The following is an 18,056-nucleotide window of genomic DNA, read 5'->3' on the forward strand; positions in this document are numbered from 1 at the left end:
ACGGCATGGGGCAGGGCAGGCAACGGAAAATTGTAGCAGCGGGCTACGGTGCCGCTACGGAGCGGCCCCATGGGCGGCAAATGGGCCGCGGAACGTCTGCCGACGGTGCATTGCAGCATGGACTGCGACTCCGGTCACGGTCGTGGGCTGCACGCGTCACCGTACAATCGGGGCCGCGGCATGTGTGCGATGGGGGATCCAATGACGCGATATTCGTGGCCGATGTCCGGCCTGGTGCTGTGCGGGCTGCTGTTGGCCGCGACGACGGTTTCGGCGCAGTCGCTGCCTGCGCCGGCGGAGTTCTATTTCGACGAGGACGCGCGCGTCGCCACGCCGGTGGTCGCCATCGCGGGCGACGACGAGGCGACGTATGCGCGGTTGCAGACGCTGATCGACCGCAACGCGCGCAATGCCGACCAGGCGCGTGCGCAGCTGGCGCATGCGTTGATGCGTTCGGGGCGCACCGGCACCGGTCGCGCGCTGTACGACCAGCTGCTGGCGGGCCTGTCGCCGCGCTCCACGCTGCGCGCCCAGGTGCAGTGGAACTACGGCTGGGACCTGTACCGCGACGGCGCGCCCGACGCGGCGCTGGCGCAATGGGCGCAGGCGGTCGACGGCCGCCTGGTCAGGCCGGCATGGGCGCCGCCGACGCTGGCGCTGGCGTTGTGGCGGCTGGACCGCAAACCCGAGGCGGTGCGCTGGTATGCCGCCGCGGTGCGCACCGAGCCGCAGCTGTGGAGCGACCCGGCGCGTTTCCCGCAGCTGCTGCCGGACTGGCGCGATGCCGACCGCGCGGTGCTGGCCGAGGTGTTCGCCGCGTGGCGCGCGGACCCGCCGGCCTGGCCCTGAGCCAGGTTCGGATCCGGCGTCGGGGGCGTTGCTCCGACCTGCGATCGGGGCGGCTGAAAACGGGTTCCTTTCCAGGGTCCGGGAAAGGCGGTCCCGCGTAGGTCGGCCCCACGCGGCCGACGGGTGCGGCTTCGCTCGACGGAGCGGGGCGCGGATCAATCCCCGCGCGATTCCACCGGGACGTTGTGCGCGACCAGCCAGTCGCGGACCTTCGCGCGGTCGCGGCGGGCGTCGGCCGACAGCACGGCGTCGCGGGCGCGGAAGAACGACGGCTGGAAGGTGACGCCGGCCCGGTCGGTCGCGGCCGGGTCGACGCCGGCCTCGAGGAAGCGCAGGACCCAGGCGGTGGCATTGATCCGCGCCGCCTTGTGCAGCAGCGTGGCGCCGTGCCGGTCCGCGACGTCGACCCGTGCGCCGGCATCGAGCAGCAGCCGGATGTTGGCGTCGTTGCGCGCCTCCAGCGCGGCGAACAGCGGTGTCTCGCCGTTCTTCGTGTTCGGCGTGTCGGGCGACACGCCGCGGCCCAGCAGGGCCTGCAGCCAGCGGCGGTCGTCCTGCATCGCCGCGACATGCAGCGCGGTATTGCCGCTGGCGCTGCCGGCCGCCGGGTCGGCGCCGGCCTCGAGCAGGGTCTCGAAGCCCTTGCGGTCGCCGCGCAGGATCGTCAGTTGCAGCAGCGGCGTGCCGTCGGCGTTGGCGGCGTTCGGGTTCGCGCCATCGGCGATCAGCTGCTTCGCCTGCGCCAGGTCGCCGGCAGCGGCGGCCTGGGCCAGCTGCGCGGCGGCGGGATCGGCGAACTGGTCACGGCTCATGGAATGTCCTTGTCTGGCGCAGGCGCCGCTGGTGGCGAGGATCAGCAGCGCACAGGCGAGCGCGCGGCAGCGGGCCGGCGTGGAAAGCGGGGAAGCGGAATCCATCATGGCGTCGCCCTGCAAACGGCACAAGCGGCCAGCCTAGCGTCCGGTCGTCGAACCTGTCGTGACAACGACGCCCGCATCATCGCGAACGCGGCGATGCGGGCGGCATCCGGGCCGGTGCCCGGACCGTCAGCGGCCCCAGTTGAAGGGGTTGAGATTCTCGGCCACCCAGCCGGCGCCGTCGGCGATCTTGCCGCCGGCCCAGCTCGCGGCATCGCCCACCGCGTTGGCGGCATCGACGGCGCGGTCGCCGACCCATTCGGCGCCCTGCACGACCTTCTCGCCGGTCCACCTGGCGCCGTCGACGATCTTGCCGCCCGCCCACTGCGCGCCCTCGACCGTCCGGTCGGTCAGCCACTGGGCGCCGTCGCCGGTCCTGTCGAGCAGCCATTCGGCGCCGTCGCCGATCTTGTCCAGGCCCCATTGCGCGCCGCCGCCGACGGCGTCGGCGACGTTGTCGACGGCCCGGCCGGTCCATTCGACGCCGGTGGCGAGCGCGTCGAACGGCGCGTCGAGGCCGGTGCGGTCGCCGACGTCGCGCAGCACGCTGCCGCCGAGGTTGGCGACGTTCTCGACCACGTCGCCCGCGGTGTCGAGCGTGTTGCCGACCACGTCGCCGGCCAGCCCGACCACGCCGTCGACCACGTCGCCGGCAATGCTGAGGCCGCCGCTGACGTAGTCGCCGTTGCCGAAGTCGTCGTTGACCGCGTCGCTGATGCCGTCGACCACGTCGGTGACCGTCGCACGGCCGTCGTTGTAGATGCCGGCGACGCCGTCGATCACGCTGCCGAGCTGGTTGAGCCCGTGCTCGCCGATGTTCTCCACCGTGCTCAGCGCCAGGCCGAGATTGGTGCCGGACAGGTCGGCCGGGCGGTAGGCGGTGTTCTCGCGCAGCGCCTCGACGTAGGAGGGGTTGTCGCCGCCGCCGCCGTGCAGGCCGCCCAGGTCCAGCCGGCCCATGCCGGCCGGCGGGTCGATGCGCAGTTCATGGCCGACCGCATTGGGCGGGGACACGGTCAGGATCGGCAGCACCGGCACGTCCTGCTGCGCCAGCGTCAGCGGATCGCCGTCGACGACATAGCGGCGGATCTGGCCGCTGTCGGCGAGGTCGCTGCGCGCGCCGTTGGGATTGAAGCCGAGCGAGGCCAGGGTGTTGTTGCTCAGGCCCGAGGCGTTGAAGGTCACGCCCGGGGTGTCGGAGGCCAGCATCGCCGCCGAGGCCAGGCCGCCGCCCAGCGAGTGGCCGGTGATCGCGACGTTGCCCTCGCCGAAGGTGTCGACCGCGAGGTTGGCCAGCTCCATCGCCTGCGAGTACTGCGCGGTCTCCATGCCGAGGCCCTGGCCGCCGTTGGCGCGCGAATCGCCACCCGGCCCGGTCAGCGCCCAGTTGTCGGTGCCACGGTAGGCGACCACGTACTGGCCTTCGGCGTTCTGGTAGATCGCCGCGTCGAAACCGGTCTCGGCATCGTGCAGCTGGTCGGCCGAGATCGGGATCTGGTTGCCCTGGGCATCGACCAGGTGGCTGCCGTCCTCGCTGGGCGTCAGCCGGGTCCAGCCGGCGGCCTGCAGCTCGGCCTCGGCCGCGGTGCCGGTGACCCCGTCGGGGCCGGCCAGCGTGTAGCTGTCGTTGGCCATCAGCGCGAAATGCAGGTCGCGCTCCGGCTGCGGGGTCGTGCCGCGCACCGAGTCGGCGAACGTGCCGTCGCCCTTCGGCCAGCCCGCGCTGGTGTCGACGCCCGGCACCGGTGCACGCGCCTGGGTCGAGGCCGCCTGCAGCGGGGTGAGGCCGTAGTCGCGGTAGTGGTCGATCGGGCTGCTGTTGCCGGAAAGCGGGGACAGGCTCATGGCGCGCACCTCTGGACGGATATCCCGACAGTACGGCGCCGGTCCGGCGGCCGACAGCTGGTGCAGACCCTAGGCGCTTCCAGCGCAGGAGCGTCCCACGGGCGCGAACGGGATTGGTGCGAGGTTGGATGCGGGTCGTGCCCAAGGGGGTGCTCCTGCCGGTTTCCGGGCCCGCGCCGCCGCCAACCTCAGCGCGGGCGCGCCGCCGCCAGCAGCGATGCCGGCCGGGCATCGGCCGCGCGGCGGATGTCGCTGAATCCCAGTTCCCGTGCCAGCGCGGCCAGCCGGTCGCTGGCGGCCAGCACCCGGGCGCCGCGCAGCCGCGCGCGCGCGGCATCGGGCAGTTGGTCATCGACGCACTGCAGCGCCTCGCCGCTGCTCAGCGGCAGCAGCCATGGCCCGTCGCAGCGCAGCAGCGCCGCGACGCGGGCGTCGGACACGGCGACGGGCACGCGCGCGTAGACGTCGGCGCGGCGCAGCGTCGCGCCGACGGCGGCCACCGCTGCGGCGATGTGGCCGCGCCCACCCGGCGCGGTCACCAGGCCGACGCTGTCGCCCGGCGCCAGTTGCATGGCCGGCAGCGCCAGCAGGCCCTCGCTGTCCATCCGCGTCGGCGCCACCACCGTGTCCACGCCGGCCCGCCGCAGCGCCTGCGCGGTGCCGCTGCCGACCGCCAGCCATGTCCCGGCGCCGGCGGTCGCCAGCGGCTGCAGCCGTGCCGCGGCGGCGACCGCGGCCGGGCTGGTGAACACCACCCGGTCGGCCATGGTCGCCGCCCGCAACGCGGCGCGGGTCGCGGGATCGTCGTGCCGGGCGATGCGCCATGGCGACAGCGCGAACAATCGCGCGCCCAGGCGCGCGGCCGCCCGGCGCAGCGGCGCGTGTCCGCCGCGCGGCCGCAGCGAGATGACGTAGTATCCCGCCAGTTGCGGGGCGGCCGGCGCAGTGTGCATGGCGCAAGCTTGGTGGTTGCCGCATGGGCGCCGCAAGTCCGGTGCCGCGGGTCGGGGCCGCGCCTGCCCGGCCCGCCGCCCCCACTCCGCCCCTTCCCCGAGGATCTTCATGACGCTGGACCAGTCCCTGCGTGCGCTCGAAGCGCACTACCGCTCGATGCCGCCGGTGGCGGTGATGCAACTGCGCGTCGACGGCTACGACGGCCAGCGCCTGCGCCTGCACGCGCCGCTGTCGGCGCACGTCAACGACAAGGGGTCGGCGTTCGGCGGCAGCCTGGTGTCGCTGATGACCCTGGCCGCCTGGGGGCTGGTGACGCTGCGGGTCGAGCAGGCCGGCCTCGATGCCGAGGTCTATGTCGCCGATTCCCAGGTGCGCTACCTCGCGCCGCTGCACGCCGACCTGGTGGCCGAGTCGACGCTGGCCGACGACGGCAACTGGGAGACGTTCGCCGATACGCTGCGCACGCGTGGCCGGGCGCGGGTGACGCTGGCCTCGACCGTGGCCCTGCCCGGCGGCGGCGTGGCCACCGAGTGCCGTTCGCGCTACGTGGCGATCGCGCGCCGCTGAACGGCGCCCGGATGGCGATGCCCCTGCGGCCGCCGGCGCTTGCGCCCGGCCTGGCGCGCGGCAAGAATCCGCAGCTTCCCTTCTTCTCCCGACCCGGCCGCGCCATGTCGCATCCGTGCCTGACCTGTGGTGCCTGCTGCGCGTACTTCCGCGTCAGTTTCCATTGGAGCGAAGCCGATCCCGGGCTTGGCGGCCGGGTGCCGCTGGCGCTGACCGAGCCGCTGCGCACCCACGAGCGGGTCATGCGCGGCACCTCGCAGGCGCATCCGCGCTGCATCGCCCTCGACGCCGACATCGGCCGCTACTCGCGCTGCACCATCCACCCGGTACGGCCGTCGGTATGCGAGGCGGTGCCGGCGTCGCTGGAGTTCGGCGAACGCAGCGGCCAGTGCGACCGTTCGCGCGCCGCGCACGGACTGCCGCTGTTGTCCGAGCGCGACTGGGCCTGGCGTGACGCCGCCGCCAACGAAGACGACCATCCCGACGACGGCAGCAGCCCGCCGCGGCCGACGCAGCCGCCGATCGCGGCCTGAACCGGCCGCGCGGACGCCCTACAGCGGGTTGCGGTCGAGGAAGGCGCGCATCGCCGGCACCAGCACCTCGTGCTTGTCCTCGAGCACGTAGTGCGCGGCATCGTCGAAGGCGTGCACCTCGGCCCGCGGCAGCGCCTTGCGGAAACCGTCGAGGAAGTGGCGGTCGAACACGAAATCGCGCAGCCCCCAGCCGATGAAGGCCGGGCGGTCGGCGTAATCGGGCAGGCGCCGGCCGGCGGCCTCGAGCAGCGGCCAGGCCTCGTCGCGCGGTCCCAGCGGGATGTCCTGCATGAAGCGGACGGTGGCGATGCGGTGGGCCCAGCTGTCGTACGGCGCGACATAGGCGCGGCGCACGTCGGCCGGCATCTTCCGCGCGACCCCCTGGTACGAGGCGCCGGCCGAGAACGCATTGAAGCCGCGGATGATCCACTCGCCGACGGTGTAGTCGCGGCCCAGCGCGATCTGCCACGGCATCGGCTTGTCGGCCGGCAGCGGGAACGCGGCGGTGTTGGTGATCAGCAGCCGTCGCACCTGCGGCATGTGCGACAGCGCCCAGCCGAAGCCGATCATGCCGCCCCAGTCGTGCACCGCCAGCGTGACCGGGCCGTCGATGCCCAGCTGCGCCAGCAGGGTGCCGAGGTCCTCGACCCGCGAGCCGAGGGTGTAGTCGTAGCGCGGCAGCGCCGACGGCGCGTCGTCGGGCTTGTCCGACAGCCCCATGCCGACGTGGTCGGGCACGATGCAGCGGTAGCGGTCGCGCAGGCCGTGCACGAGGTGGCGCCAGTAGTAGCTCCACGACGGATTGCCATGCAGCATCACCACGACCTCGCCGTCGCGCGGGCCCTCGTCCAGGTAATGCATGCGGATGCCCGGCCGCACCTCGAGGAAGTGGTCGGTGAAGTCGTAGTCGGGGAACGGCATCGGCAGCGGCGCTCTTGCGGGGCAGGCCGGCAATTCTAGTGGGTCGCGTCCGGCGGGGCGCGGCGACGGCTGGCGACGGCGTGGCTCTGCGGCATGGCGAACGGATGCTTGCGCCCGCGTGCGTATGATGCGCGGATGACAACGCCCGGTTTCCCGCAGCGCCTCGCGCAGGCACCCGATGTCCGCCATCGCCTGCGCGAGGCCACGGCCCAGGCGCATGCGCGCATCGATGCACGCTTCGCCCGCGGGCTGGGCGAGGCGGGTGCCTATCCGCGCTATCTCGTCGGCATGCACCGTTTCGCGATCGACTTCGAGACCGCGACCGGCCGGCCGCCGCGGCAGTCGGCATGGCTGGCGCGGGATCTCGTGGCGCTGGCGCTGTCGCCGCTGCCGGCAACGCAGGCCCGCGCGGCCATCGACGATGCCGGCGAGCGCACCGGCTGGGACTACGTGATGGCAGGCAGCAGCCTCGGTGCGCGCCGGCTGCTGCGCGACGTGCGTGCGCTCGGCCACACCCGGGAATCCGGCGCGTGCTTCCTGGCGCAGCATGCGCACAGCGACGACTGGCCGACGGTGCAGCAGCGGCTGGCCGGCTTCGACAGCGGCGATGCGCGGCAGCTTGCGGCGCTGACGCGCGGCGCGCTGGATGCCTTCGCCGCGGTCGCCGCGTGTTTCGCGCGCAGTTTCGCCGCGGACGCGAGGTCCGGCCAGGCCGCCGTGGCGGTCCACGCATGAGTGCCCCTGGCATCGGCGCGGACTTCGAACGCGCGCTGCAGACCTGCGCCGACGAGCCGATCCACCTGTCCGGCGCGATCCAGCCGCACGGTTATCTGATCAGCTGCCGGCTGCCGGACTGGACCATCCACCATGTCTCGGCGAACATCGAGGCGCTGACCGGCACGCCTGCCGTGCGCATGCTGCGCCAGTCGCTGCGCGGCTTCCTGACCGATGACCTGATCGAGGCGCTGGCCGAGACCATCGGTTTCGGCGAGCCCGGCGCGCCGTCGCAGCGCGCCGCGGTCGGCAACATCGGGCCGATGGCGCAGCTGTGCGACGTCAGCGTGCATGTCGTTGACGGCCTGGTGCACATCGAGATCGAGCCGCAGCCGCGCGGCACCGGCGAACGCTCGCCGACCGTCGTCGCGCAGGCGATGATCGCGCGCGTCGCCGCCAGCGAGGACCTCGAGGACTTCCACCAGCGCGTCGCCGAACAGGTGCGCGCGCTGACCGGCTACGACCGGGTCATGGTCTACCGCTTCCGCCACGACGGCGCCGGCGAGGTGATCGCCGAATCGCGCGACTCGGCCTTGCCGGCATACCTCGGCCTGCGCTATCCGGCATCCGACATTCCCGTGCAGGCGCGCGCGCTGTACCTGCGCAACCGCATCCGGGTGATTCCCGATGCCGGCTATGCACCGGTGCCGGTGGTACCCGATCGCGACGAGGCCGGCGCGCCGCTCGACCTGGGCCAGCTGGCGCTGCGCAGCGTGTCGCCGGTGCACCTGGAATACCTGGCGAACATGGGCGTGGCCGCATCGATGTCGCTGTCGATCATCTCCGGCGGCCGCCTGTGGGGCCTGATCGCCTGCCATCACCGCGCGCCGCGCGCAGTGCCGCCGGGCGTGCGCGCCGCGGCCGACCTGTTCGGCCTGTTCGTGTCGATGCGGGTGGCCGCGCGCGAGCAGAAGGCGGCGTTCCTGCTCGAGGAAAATGCGCGCGAGATCCGCGACGTCCTGGCCCAGCGCCTGGACGGTGCCAGCGAGCCGCGCCTGGCGCTGGCCGGCGAACTCGACCTGGTCGGGCGCACCGTCGACAGCGACGGCGTCGGCCTGGTGCAGTCGGGCCGCTGGCATACCGCCGGGCGCACCCCCGATGTCGCGCACCTGCCGGGCCTGATGGACTGGGTGGCGCGCTGCGACGCGGGCGGCAACGGCATCGCCGCCACCGCCCGGGCACAGGACTGGTGCGCCGGCGGCGCGGATGCCGACGGGCTGGCCGGCGTGCTCGCGGTGCCACTGGATCCGTTCGGCGGCGAATGGCTGTTCTTCTTCCGCTGCGAGCAGATCGAGGACGTGCGCTGGGCCGGCAGCCCGGATGCGCCGCTGCAGATCGACGAAAGCGGCGACCGCATCGGCCCGCGCACCAGCTTCTCCGCCTGGCACCAGACCGTGCGCGGCTGCGCCGAGCCATGGCGCGACGCCGACTGCCGCGTCGCCGCGCGCCTGCACCTGATGCTGCGCGAGCGCTACCGCCGCAGCGCCTCGCTGCAGGCCGCGGCCGGCGACCTGCAGGCCCGGCGCACGCGGCTGGACGTGCGCGAACAGCGCGTGCGGCTGCTGCAGTTGTCGGAACTGCTCGAAGGCCTGGTCCACGTCGGCCCGCAGGAGGCCGCGCAGCTGTCGGCGCGCATCAACCTGCTCGAATCCGAACTGCAGGCGCTGATCGGGACGGGTGGGGCGGCGGAAGATTGAAAGGCTGAGAGTCTCGCCCGCCGACTGCGACCGCCGTCGAACGCCCGTGGTGGTGGCTGCGGATCGTCGCCCTGATACCCCGCAGGTCGGCCCCACGCGGCCGACCTGCGCGGTGGCTGGATTCAGAAGATGTCGGGGGCGTTCTCGACCTGTGATCTGCGGTCATTTGGCGCGCCAAACGCGCTTGTTTTCGCCCAGCGCGCCTTGCCGCGGACGCCCGGCAACGCTCTCGCGAAGGCATTCGATCTACTTTCAACCTCTGAGTTCCCGCCGTGAGGCCTGCGGCGTCGTGCGAGGCAACTCCCGGACAAGCAGACAGATCGCTTCTGTCGTGTATGGATTATCCGGAAAATCTATACACGTTGGCGGTGCCGGCGGTTCTTACCACACCACCTCGGCCATCGAGCAGTTCAGGCCCGAGCCGATGCCGAGCAGGGCGACGCGGTTGCCCTTCTTCAGGCGGCCCATCTCGCGCAGCTTGCTGAGCACGATCGGCACCGAGGCCGGGCCGATGTTGCCGTGCTCGCCGAAGATCGTGTGGACCTTGGCCGGGTCGATGCCGAACGACTGCACGAACGCGCCGGTGTGGACCTTGCTGACCTGGTGGATGACGAACTGGTCCAGTTCCTCGACCACCCAGCCCAGCTTCTCGCGCGCGGCGACGAAGGTCTTCTGCGCCAGCTTCATGCCTTCCATCAGCAGCATGCGGGTGTCGGTGACCATGCGGTCGAGGTTGCCGCGGCACAGGGTGTTCCACTCGGTCGCCGAGCGGGTCACGCCGCCGCGGTAGCGCGGGGCGTCGGGCACCAGCTCGGCGCGCGCCAGCACCATCGCCGCCGAGCCGCAGCCGAGCGTCAGCGTCGCCAGCTCGTTGCGGAAATCCTCTTCGGTGGTCTCCGGGCGCAGCAGGCGCTCGATGGTCTTCTCGTAGGCGAGGTTCGCGGTCTCGCCGTCGACGATCATCGCGTAGTCGATCTCGCCGCGCTCGATCATCCGCGCGGCCACGTCCATGCCGTTGACGAAGGCCAGGCACGCATTGGCGAGGTCGTAGTTCTGGCAGGTATCGGGGATGCCGAGGTTGCCGCCGACGATGCTGGCCGTGGACGGCTCCAGATAGTCGCGGCTGACCGAGGTGTTGACCAGCAGGCCAAGCTTCGACGCGTCGATGCCGGCATCCGCGAGCGCCTTGCGCCCGGCCTGGGTGGCGGCGTCGGAGGCCAGCATGTCGTCGTCCCACAGGTGCCGGGCATGGATGCCGGCGATGTCCTGCAGCACGTCGGTCCTGATGTCGAGGCGGTCGAGGGTCGGCTTCAGCCGGGCGTTGATGTCATCGCTGGTCACGCGGTTCGGGGCATCGACATGGGCGAGGCCGGCGATGGCAACGTGTTCGAAAAGCATGGGCTGGCCGCCGAATCAGGCAAGAGAGCCGCATAGGGTACCCGCTTCGGCGGGGCGACGCATGCGGCCACCCGCCCGCAATCGCGGCGGCGGTCCGTCACGAGCTTCGTTGCGGGCGGTCCGGCGTGTTCAGCGGGCGCAGTGCCAGGCGGCGAAGCGCTGGCTGCCGGCGGCGGGTTCGCCGAGCGGACTGATGGTGTCGGCGTTCAGGCCCGGCGCCTCGTTGCGCGCCAGGGTCTCGAGTTCCTCGCGCACACGTAGCGGGTTGCGCTCGACGAAGGCGATGCTGTGCTTGACCGAGACCTCGACCTCGCCGCGCTTGTCGCAGCCGGTCGGCGCGGCGCTGACCACGCGCACGGCGCTGGCGCCCGGGGCCATGTGCACCCAGGTGCAGCCGGCGGCGGACAGGGACAGCAGCAGGATCAGCGGGAACTTGCGCATCGGGAAGGCTCCGGAAGGGGCGGGCGGAACGGGAAGGCGTACCTGGAACACGTGCCGGACGGCACGATGCCCGCCGATTGTGGCGGGCATCGGCTGAGCGGACCAGAACCGGTGGCCGGCGGCGGCGCGGTCAGTCCTTCGCGACCGGCCTGCCGTCGGCGTCGATGACCTGCACCTCGCCCAGTCCGAGCGCGCGCACCGGCGCCTCGATCTGCTGGAGGTCGCCGACCACGACCCAGGTCAGCGTCGCCGGGTCGATGGTCTTCGCGGCCTCGCCGATCTCCGCGGTGGTCAGCGCCTCGACCTCGGCCTTGCGCTGGAACACGTAGTCGTCGGGCCGGCCGAAGCGCACGTTGCCGCCGATCGTCGACAGCACCGCGCGCGCGGTCTCGTAGGCGCCGGGCAGGCTCAGGGTCTGGATCGCCTGGCCGCGCGTCAGCTCGGCGGCCGTGGCCGGGCGGCTGCCGCTGGCGAAGTCGCCGAGCTCGCGCTGGATCTCGGCGATCGCCTCGGCGGTCTTGTCGATCTGCACCGGTGCCGACACCAGCCACGGCCGCTGGCCGAGCGCACTGCTGGCCGAGCTGCGGACGCCGTAGGACCAGTGCTTGTCCTCGCGCAGGTTCATGTTCAGGCGCGCGGTGAAGTCGCCGCCGATCAGGGTGTTGGCCATGTCGAAGCGCACCGACGCGGGATCGCGGTTCGACGGCACCACCTGGCCGGCGAAGATGTTGGCCTGGACCGCGCCGGGCTGGTCGATCAGGTACACGCGCGCGGCCTGCGGGCGGGCGACGTCGGTGACCGCGATCGGCGCCGGCGCCGGCGTCTCGGCGCGCCAGTCGCCGAAGTGCTTCTCCAGCAGCGGCACGATCTCCGCCAGCGTGGTGTCGCCGACGACGATCAGGGTCGCGCCGTCCGGGCGCACCCAGTCGCGGTGGAAGGCGACCAGGTCGTCGCGGGTCAGGGTGGCGATCGCGGCCTCGGTGCCGCTGCCGGTGAACGGGATCGCGTAGGGATGGCCGTCGCCGTAGAGCAGCGGCGGCAGCACGCGCATCGCCGCGGTCGCCGGGCGGGCCTTCTCCTGGGCGATGCCGGCGATCCAGGTCGCCTTGATGCGGTCGATCTCGCCCTGGTCGAAGTTGGGCCGGCGGACCATGTCGGCGAACAGCGCCAGCGACGGGTCGAGGTTCTCCTTCAGCGCCGACAGGTAGGCGTTGCTGCCGTCCAGCGAGGTACCGGCGCCGAGGCTGGCGCCGAGCGCCTCGGCGCGGTCGGCGAAGTCCAGCGAGCCGATGCCGGCCGCGCCCTCGTCGAGCAGGCTCATCGTGAAGCTGGCGGTGCCCGGCGTGCGGCCGAGGTCGGCGGTGTAGCCGCCGTTGAACTCGTAGCTCAGCTGCACCACCGGGATGTCGTGGCGCTGCGCCAGGATCACCCGGGTGCCATTGGCCAGCGTCGCGTGCTGCTGCTCGGGGAACTTCAGTTCCGGGAAGCGCTCGGTCCTAGGCACGCCGGCGCTGCGGTCGACGGTGGTCGGCAGGGTGCGGTAGCGGCTGTCGGGCGCCGGCGGGGTGAACGGCGCCGGGGTGACCGCCGGCTCCTCCTCCAGCGCGGTGCGCGCGCCGGGCACGACGACGATGGTGTGGCTGCCGACGTCCAGCCACTTGCCGCCGACCGCCTGCACGTCGGCCGCGCCGGTGTCGGCGACGTTCTGCAGCGAGGCGCGGAAGCAGCCCGGGTCGTTCTCGTAGACGGTGCACTCGGCCAGTGCATCGGCCTTGCCGCCGAAGCCGCCGATGCGCTCGATGCCGCGCACGAAGCTGGCGCGGAAGCCGGTCTTGGCGCGCTCGAGTTCCTCGGCGGTCGGGCCCTCGTCGATCAGCCGCCGCAGTTCCTCGTCGATCGCCGCCTCGACGGTCGCCGGGTCCACGCCCTGCTTGACGGTCGCGATGATGCCGAAGCTGGAACCCAGCTGCGACGCCCACGCGCCGGCGCTGATGTTGTCGACCAGCTTGTCGTCGTGCAGCAGGCGGCGGTCGAGCCGCGAGGACTTGCTGCCGCCAAGGATGCTGGCCAGCACCTGCAGCCGGTCGATGTCGACCGTGCCGATCTCGGCGACGTTCCACACCCGGTAGATCCGCGACTGCGGCACCTGGTCCTCCATCGTCTCGCGGGTGTCCTGGGTCCGCTTGGCGACGTCGACCGCGGGCTGGGCCATCGTCGGACCGGCCGGAATGTCGCCGAAGTAGCGCTCGACCTGCCGCCTGGCGGTCGCCGCGTCGATGTCGCCGGCCAGCACCAGCACCGCGTTGTTGGGGCCGTACCAGGTGCGGAACCACTGCTTGACGTCGTCGAGCGCGGCCGCGTTGAGGTCGTTCATCGAGCCGATGACGCCGTGGTGGTACGGATGGCCCTTCGGATACAGCGCCCGCGTCAGCCGGTCCCAGACCTGGCCGTAGGGCTGGTTCTCGCCCTGCCGCTTCTCGTTCTGGACCACGCCGCGCTGCTCGTCGAGCGCCGCCTGGTCGACCGCGCCGAGCAAGTGGCCCATGCGGTCGGATTCCATCCACAGCGCCATGTCCAGCGCGGTGGTCGGCACGTTCTGGAAGTAGTTGGTGCGGTCGGTGTTGGTGGTGCCGTTCTGGTCGGTCGCACCGACCAGCTTGAACGGGTCGAAGAACTCGCCCGGATGGTTCTCGCTGGCCTGGAACATCAGGTGCTCGAACAGATGGGCGAAGCCGCTGCGCCCGGCCGGCTCGTCCTTGCTGCCGACGTGGTACCAGATGTTGACCGCGACGATCGGCGCCTTGCGGTCGGTATGCACCACCACGCGCAGGCCGTTGGGCAGGGTGAAGGTCTCGTAGGGGATGTCGACGCTGGTGGCGGCCGGCGCCTGGGCGAACGCGGGCAGGGTCAGCCCGGCGGTGGCGAGCACGAACCCGGTGGCCAGGGCCAGCAGGGCCTTGCGCGGGGCGGAGGCGGTCGGGGCGGAACGGCGGAGGCCAGCGGACATGGAAATCCTTTGCACGGGATGAATGCGGAATCCGCATCGTAGCCAGCCGGGCGCCGGTGTGCACCGGTCACAGGTCATGTGTGGCGTCGATGGCGTGCCCGCGCCGTCACGACTCCGGCGCTACAGTTGCCGGATCTCGATGCAGCGGGAGCATGGCGATGCCGCAGTGGACCCTCGTGACCGGCGCCAACCGGGGCCTCGGCCTGGAATTCGTCCGCCAGTCGCTGGCCAGTGGCGCCCATGTGGTCGCCGCCTGCCGGCAGCCGGGCCGGGCGACGGCGCTCAATGCGCTCGCCGGCGAATATCCCGGACGGCTCAGGCTGCTGCCGCTGGACGTGACCGATGCGCGCTCGCGCGACGAACTGGTGCGCGAACTGCCGCTGGCCGTCGGCGACGACGGTCGTATCGACCGGCTGATCAACAACGCCGGCGTGCTGCATTCGGGCGAACGCTTCGGCCACCTGGCCGCGGCGACGCTCGACGACAGCCTGCAGACCAACGTCGTCGGACCGCTGCTGCTGACCCAGGCGCTGGCGCCGTGGCTGGTCGACGGCGCGCGCGTCGCCAACCTGTCGTCGACGCTCGGCTCGATCGCCTCGACCGTTCGCTTCGGTACGCCCAGCTATGCGATCAGCAAGGCCGCGCTGAACATGGCGACGGTGCAACTGGCGTGCGCGCTGGCCGACCGCGGCATCGTCGTGGTCGCGCTGCATCCGGGCTGGGTGCGCACCGACATGGGCGGCGAACAGGCCGACCTGGACCCCGCGCAGGCCGTGGCCGGGCTGCTGGCGCGGATCGACGCGCTGGGCGGCGGCGACAGCGGCCGTTTCCTCGACGCCGACGGCAGGGTCCTGCCCTGGTAGGGGCACGTCGTCCCGCGCTGGCGCCCGCATCGGCCGCGCCGTGACAATGCCGGGCCCGTTCCTCCCGGTTGCCTGCCGTGTTCGACGTCATCCTCCACCAGCCCGAGATCCCGCCCAACACCGGCAACGCGATCCGGCTGTGCGCCAACACCGGCGCGCGGCTGCACCTGGTCCGGCCGCTGGGCTTCGATCTCGACGACCGCAACCTGCGCCGCGCCGGGCTCGACTACCACGAGTATGCGGCGCTGCAGGTCCACGACAGCCTCGACGCCGCGCTGGCCGCGATCGCGCCGCCGCGGCTGTTCGCGCTGAGCACCCGCAACAGCGTGCGCTACGACCAGCCGGCGTTCGCCGCCGGCGATGCCTTCCTGTTCGGCAGCGAGACCCGCGGCCTGCCCGGCGATGTGCTGGCCCGCGTGCCCGACGGCATGCGCCTGCGCCTGCCGATGCGGCCGGACAACCGCAGCCTCAACCTGTCGAACGCGGTCGCGGTGGTGGTGTTCGAGGCGTGGCGGCAGCAGGGGTTCGCCGGCGGCGCCTGACCTGAACGGCGCGCCAAAGTTCCTGAACTCGTCGGTTCAATATTCAGCGGCGGTTGCCGGGCGGGGCCGAGAATGCATCCACCGGCCCGGATGGTCGTGCTTCCCCTCCCCTCGAAGCGCCATCCCCTCCCGCCGTCCGGGCCGGCCCCTTTCTTCCGCAACGCCGCGAACACGAACACCAAGCGAGCCCCGATGAAGCGCACCCTGATGGCCGTGGCCCTGGCCGCCACGCTCCCCTTCGCCGCCCATGCCGCCGAAGGCCTGTCGTACAACTACGTCGAGGGCGGCTATTCCGTCAGCAAGTCCGACATCGCCCCGATCAACCGCGATGTCGATTCCGACGGCTGGTCGATCCGTGGCGCGGCCGCGTTCCACCCCAATTTCCACGCCTTCGGCGACTACACCCGCGAGAGCGTCGACAACAGCAGCCTCGACCGCGACCAGTGGCGCGTGGGCGTCGGCTACAACCGCGAGGTCTCGCAGCGCACCGACCTGCTGACGCGGGTGGCCTACCAGAAGCTCGACTTCGGCCGGGGCTTCGACGCCGATGGCTACGCAGTGGAAGTCGGCGCGCGCAGCGCGCTGCTGCCGGCACTGGAAGGCTACGCGCTGGCCGGCTACGAAGACTACGGCAGCGATTTCGACAGCGAGTTCTACGGCCGTCTCGGCGCGCAGTGGAAGTTCACGCCGAACTTCGGCGTCGCCGGCGACATCAAGCTGATCAAGGGTGGCGACACCCAGTGGTTCGTCGGTCCGCGCCTGACCTGGTAGCCGCGCGGCACGCAGTCGCACAGCACCGCTCCCCCGCGACGTCCGGCGCTTCCCCCGGCGCCTCTCTCTCCCCCGGACGTCGCACCCGACCCGGCCCGAAAGGGTCGGGTTTTTTTTTGTGGCTGTCGGGCGTGGTCCGAGACCCGCCCTGCGGCTTGCCGGGAACCAATGAAGCCCGTAGGTCGGGGCAACGTCCCAGACGACGCCTGAGATCCGCGCGTCGGGGGCGTTGCCCCGACCTACGGGATGACAGGTGTGCGGTATGGGGGCGATTGGCGTCTTCGGCCCGGAGGTCGATCGGAGCTGGCCGGCGATTGCCCTCGCCCCACCATCCGCGTTGCGGATGGTCCCCCCCCTCTCCCGCAGGCGGAAGAGGGGCGTCGGTCGGGCCTGCGGCCCGGAGTTTCAGTCGAACAGGTGTTCCGGGTATTCGGGCTTCTGCTCGCGTGCCATCAGCCGTGTCAGGCCTTCGGCCGGGGTGATGTCGCCGTGCAGCACGTCGCGGACGTTGCTGGAGATCGGCAGCTCGATGCCGTGGCGGTCGGCCAGGCGCATGACCTCGTCGGCGGTCTGCACCGATTCGACCACCTGGCCGATCGCGCGGACCGCGTCCTCGAGCTTCTCGCCGCGGCCCAGCGCCAGGCCGAGCCGGCGGTTGCGCGACAGATCCCCGGAGCAGGTCAGCACCAGATCGCCGAGACCGGCCAGGCCCATCAGCGTCTCGGGACGGCCGCCGATCGCCTGGTTCAGCCGCAGCATCTCGTTGAGGCCGCGGGTGATCAGGCCGGTACGGGCGTTGAGGCCCAGTTCCATGCCGTCGGCGGCGCCGGTGGCGACCGCCAGCACGTTCTTCATCGCGCCGCCGAGTTCGGCGCCGCGCATGTCGTTGCCGGTGTAGGCGCGGAAGGTCGGGCCATGCAGCACGTCGGCGACGGTCTGCGCGAACGCCTCGTCGTCGGATTGCACGGTGATCGCGGTCGGCAGGCCGGCGGCCACTTCCCGGGCGAACGACGGCCCGGTGACCACGGCCAGCGGCACGTCGTCGCCGACCAGGCCGCCGGCCACTTCATGCAGGAACCGGCCCGAGCCGGGCTCGAAGCCCTTGGTCGCCCACGACACGCCGACGCCGTCGGGGCGCAGCGGCGCCAGCAGTTCCAGCGTCTCGGTGAACGCATGCGACGGCACCACGACCAGGATCAGCCCGGCGCCGTCGACGGCGCGGGCCAGGTCGGTGGTCGCGCGCAGCTTCTCCGGCAGCGCAATGCCGGGCAGGTAGCGCGGGTTCTCGTGGCGGGTGTCGATCGCCTCGATCGTCGCCGCGTCGCGGCCCCACAGCGTCGTGGGATGGCCGTTGCGCGCGATCAGCGAGGCGAGCGCGGTGCCCCAGGAGCCCGCGCCCAGCACCGCGACCGCGGTCCTGCGGTCACTCACGATCAGGCGTTGCCGATCTGGTCGGTGGTCGGCTGTTCGCCGGCCTGCTGGCTGCGCTGGCGCAGGCCTTCGGCGTAGAGCGCGTCGAAGTTGATCGGCTGCAGCAGGAACGGCGGGAAACCACCGGCCTGGATCAGCTCGCCGATCAACTGGCGGGCATAGGGATACAGCACGTTCGGGCACTGGGTGCCGAGCAGGGCGTCGAGGGTGTTGCTGTCGAAGCCGGCCAGGCCGAACACGCCGGCCTGCTTCACTTCGGCGACGTAGACGGAGTTGCCGTTGTCCTCGCCGGTGGTGCAGGTCAGGGTGATGCCCAGGACCACCTCGTAGGCGTTCTCGCCGACGCGCTGGACGCTCTGGTTGAGGTTCATGTTCAGCTGCGGCTGCGCCTGCTCGTTGAAGATCGCGGGCGACTTGGGCGACTCGAACGAGACGTCCTTGACGTAGATCTTCTCGACGCTGAACTGCGGGCCGGCCGGTTGGGCCGGGGCTGCGCCATTGGCGCCGGCGGCACCGTTCGCTTGTTCTTCGGACATTGCATCAACT

General features: G+C 72.1%; 17 protein-coding genes. 8 read left to right on the forward strand and 9 right to left on the reverse strand.

The features are described from left to right. The first annotated feature begins 201 nt into the window (after positions 1-201). Positions 202-849 carry a tetratricopeptide repeat protein gene (locus LDO26_RS06140; RefSeq protein ID WP_232130198.1) on the forward strand — a complete coding sequence of 216 codons (648 nt, stop codon included), beginning with the start codon at positions 202-204 and terminating at the stop codon, positions 847-849. Positions 850-1,004: 155 nt separating this feature from the next. On the opposite strand, the gene LDO26_RS06145 is transcribed toward LDO26_RS06140, so the two are convergent. From LDO26_RS06145 to LDO26_RS06155, 3 genes are all read right to left on the reverse strand, one after another. After that, positions 1,005-1,661, reverse strand: a complete 657-nt coding sequence (locus LDO26_RS06145) for an ankyrin repeat domain-containing protein (RefSeq protein WP_232130199.1) — start codon at positions 1,659-1,661, stop codon at positions 1,005-1,007. A 234-nt stretch (positions 1,662-1,895) separates the two neighbouring features. Further along, on the reverse strand, positions 1,896-3,611 hold the full coding sequence (locus LDO26_RS06150) for a Tle-like phospholipase domain-containing protein (RefSeq protein ID WP_232130200.1): 1,716 nt from the start codon (positions 3,609-3,611) through the stop codon (positions 1,896-1,898). Between the two features lie 188 nt (positions 3,612-3,799). After that, entirely contained in the window at positions 3,800-4,564 is a 765-nt protein-coding gene (locus tag LDO26_RS06155; RefSeq protein ID WP_232130201.1) for a uroporphyrinogen-III synthase, read from the reverse strand. Positions 4,565-4,673: 109 nt separating this feature from the next. On the opposite strand from LDO26_RS06155, the gene LDO26_RS06160 reads away from it, so the two are divergent. Both LDO26_RS06160 and LDO26_RS06165 read left to right on the forward strand, forming a co-directional pair. Then, positions 4,674-5,132: a YiiD C-terminal domain-containing protein gene (locus LDO26_RS06160; RefSeq protein ID WP_232130202.1), complete on the forward strand. Its 459-nt coding sequence runs from the start codon at positions 4,674-4,676 to the stop codon at positions 5,130-5,132. Positions 5,133-5,236: 104 nt separating this feature from the next. After that, positions 5,237-5,665, forward strand: coding sequence for a YkgJ family cysteine cluster protein (locus LDO26_RS06165; RefSeq protein ID WP_232130307.1), 429 nt, complete (start codon positions 5,237-5,239; stop codon positions 5,663-5,665). 18 nt (positions 5,666-5,683) lie between these two features. Here the strand turns inward: LDO26_RS06165 and LDO26_RS06170 are convergent, their stop codons facing one another. Next, the gene (locus tag LDO26_RS06170) at positions 5,684-6,586 is read right to left on the reverse strand and encodes an alpha/beta fold hydrolase (RefSeq protein WP_232130203.1); all 903 of its coding nucleotides are present in this window, start codon (positions 6,584-6,586) and stop codon (positions 5,684-5,686) included. 135 nt (positions 6,587-6,721) lie between these two features. On the opposite strand from LDO26_RS06170, the gene LDO26_RS06175 reads away from it, so the two are divergent. Further along, the gene (locus LDO26_RS06175; protein ID WP_232130204.1) at positions 6,722-7,321 is read left to right on the forward strand and encodes a biliverdin-producing heme oxygenase; all 600 of its coding nucleotides are present in this window, start codon (positions 6,722-6,724) and stop codon (positions 7,319-7,321) included. Next, complete coding sequence (locus LDO26_RS06180) at positions 7,318-9,057, forward strand: GAF domain-containing protein (protein ID WP_232130205.1); 1,740 nt, start codon at positions 7,318-7,320, stop codon at positions 9,055-9,057. Before LDO26_RS06175 ends, LDO26_RS06180 begins: the two co-directional genes overlap by 4 nt. 381 nt (positions 9,058-9,438) lie before the next feature. Here LDO26_RS06180 and LDO26_RS06185 read toward each other — a convergent pair whose 3' ends face one another. From LDO26_RS06185 to LDO26_RS06195, 3 genes are all read right to left on the reverse strand, one after another. After that, positions 9,439-10,455 carry a 3-oxoacyl-ACP synthase III gene (locus LDO26_RS06185; protein WP_232130206.1) on the reverse strand — a complete coding sequence of 339 codons (1,017 nt, stop codon included), beginning with the start codon at positions 10,453-10,455 and terminating at the stop codon, positions 9,439-9,441. A gap of 129 nt (positions 10,456-10,584) precedes the next feature. Continuing rightward, on the reverse strand, positions 10,585-10,896 hold the full coding sequence (locus LDO26_RS06190; protein WP_232130207.1) for a DUF4156 domain-containing protein: 312 nt from the start codon (positions 10,894-10,896) through the stop codon (positions 10,585-10,587). A gap of 130 nt (positions 10,897-11,026) precedes the next feature. Then, positions 11,027-13,903 carry a M16 family metallopeptidase gene (locus LDO26_RS06195; protein ID WP_232130208.1) on the reverse strand — a complete coding sequence of 959 codons (2,877 nt, stop codon included), beginning with the start codon at positions 13,901-13,903 and terminating at the stop codon, positions 11,027-11,029. A 158-nt stretch (positions 13,904-14,061) separates the two neighbouring features. Between LDO26_RS06195 and LDO26_RS06200 the strand changes: the two genes are divergently transcribed. The 3 genes from LDO26_RS06200 (at position 14,062) to LDO26_RS06210 (ending at position 16,079) form a co-directional block, all read left to right on the forward strand. Next, positions 14,062-14,766 (forward strand): SDR family oxidoreductase, encoded by a 705-nt coding sequence (locus LDO26_RS06200; RefSeq protein WP_232130209.1) that lies wholly within the window; start codon positions 14,062-14,064, stop codon positions 14,764-14,766. Positions 14,767-14,834: 68 nt separating this feature from the next. Beyond that, on the forward strand, positions 14,835-15,308 hold the full coding sequence (locus LDO26_RS06205; RefSeq protein ID WP_232130210.1) for a tRNA (cytidine(34)-2'-O)-methyltransferase: 474 nt from the start codon (positions 14,835-14,837) through the stop codon (positions 15,306-15,308). Positions 15,309-15,500: 192 nt separating this feature from the next. After that, entirely contained in the window at positions 15,501-16,079 is a 579-nt protein-coding gene (locus tag LDO26_RS06210) for a porin family protein (RefSeq protein WP_232130211.1), read from the forward strand. 405 nt (positions 16,080-16,484) lie between these two features. Here LDO26_RS06210 and LDO26_RS06215 read toward each other — a convergent pair whose 3' ends face one another. Next, positions 16,485-17,510 carry an NAD(P)H-dependent glycerol-3-phosphate dehydrogenase gene (locus LDO26_RS06215; protein ID WP_232130212.1) on the reverse strand — a complete coding sequence of 342 codons (1,026 nt, stop codon included), beginning with the start codon at positions 17,508-17,510 and terminating at the stop codon, positions 16,485-16,487. A gap of 2 nt (positions 17,511-17,512) precedes the next feature. Beyond that, entirely contained in the window at positions 17,513-18,046 is a 534-nt protein-coding gene (secB, locus tag LDO26_RS06220) for a protein-export chaperone SecB (protein ID WP_232130213.1), read from the reverse strand. Positions 18,047-18,056: the final 10 nt, after the last annotated feature.

Source organism: Proluteimonas luteida (assembly GCF_021191695.1).
Lineage (GTDB): Bacteria > Pseudomonadota > Gammaproteobacteria > Xanthomonadales > Xanthomonadaceae > Luteimonas > Luteimonas luteida.

Coding starts and splice junctions, on each gene's coding strand:
- LDO26_RS06190 (WP_232130207.1), bottom strand. CDS start 10,896: ATGCGCAAGTTCCCGCTGATCCTGCTGCTGTCCCTGTCCGCCGCCGGC.
- LDO26_RS06170 (WP_232130203.1), bottom strand. CDS start 6,586: ATGCCGTTCCCCGACTACGACTTCACCGACCACTTCCTCGAGGTGCGG.
- LDO26_RS06145 (WP_232130199.1), bottom strand. CDS start 1,661: ATGAGCCGTGACCAGTTCGCCGATCCCGCCGCCGCGCAGCTGGCCCAG.
- LDO26_RS06150 (WP_232130200.1), bottom strand. CDS start 3,611: ATGAGCCTGTCCCCGCTTTCCGGCAACAGCAGCCCGATCGACCACTAC.
- LDO26_RS06195 (WP_232130208.1), bottom strand. CDS start 13,903: ATGTCCGCTGGCCTCCGCCGTTCCGCCCCGACCGCCTCCGCCCCGCGC.
- secB (WP_232130213.1), bottom strand. CDS start 18,046: ATGTCCGAAGAACAAGCGAACGGTGCCGCCGGCGCCAATGGCGCAGCC.
- LDO26_RS06160 (WP_232130202.1), top strand. CDS start 4,674: ATGACGCTGGACCAGTCCCTGCGTGCGCTCGAAGCGCACTACCGCTCG.
- LDO26_RS06155 (WP_232130201.1), bottom strand. CDS start 4,564: ATGCACACTGCGCCGGCCGCCCCGCAACTGGCGGGATACTACGTCATC.
- LDO26_RS06210 (WP_232130211.1), top strand. CDS start 15,501: ATGAAGCGCACCCTGATGGCCGTGGCCCTGGCCGCCACGCTCCCCTTC.
- LDO26_RS06165 (WP_232130307.1), top strand. CDS start 5,237: ATGTCGCATCCGTGCCTGACCTGTGGTGCCTGCTGCGCGTACTTCCGC.
- LDO26_RS06175 (WP_232130204.1), top strand. CDS start 6,722: ATGACAACGCCCGGTTTCCCGCAGCGCCTCGCGCAGGCACCCGATGTC.
- LDO26_RS06200 (WP_232130209.1), top strand. CDS start 14,062: ATGCCGCAGTGGACCCTCGTGACCGGCGCCAACCGGGGCCTCGGCCTG.
- LDO26_RS06180 (WP_232130205.1), top strand. CDS start 7,318: ATGAGTGCCCCTGGCATCGGCGCGGACTTCGAACGCGCGCTGCAGACC.
- LDO26_RS06185 (WP_232130206.1), bottom strand. CDS start 10,455: ATGCTTTTCGAACACGTTGCCATCGCCGGCCTCGCCCATGTCGATGCC.
- LDO26_RS06140 (WP_232130198.1), top strand. CDS start 202: ATGACGCGATATTCGTGGCCGATGTCCGGCCTGGTGCTGTGCGGGCTG.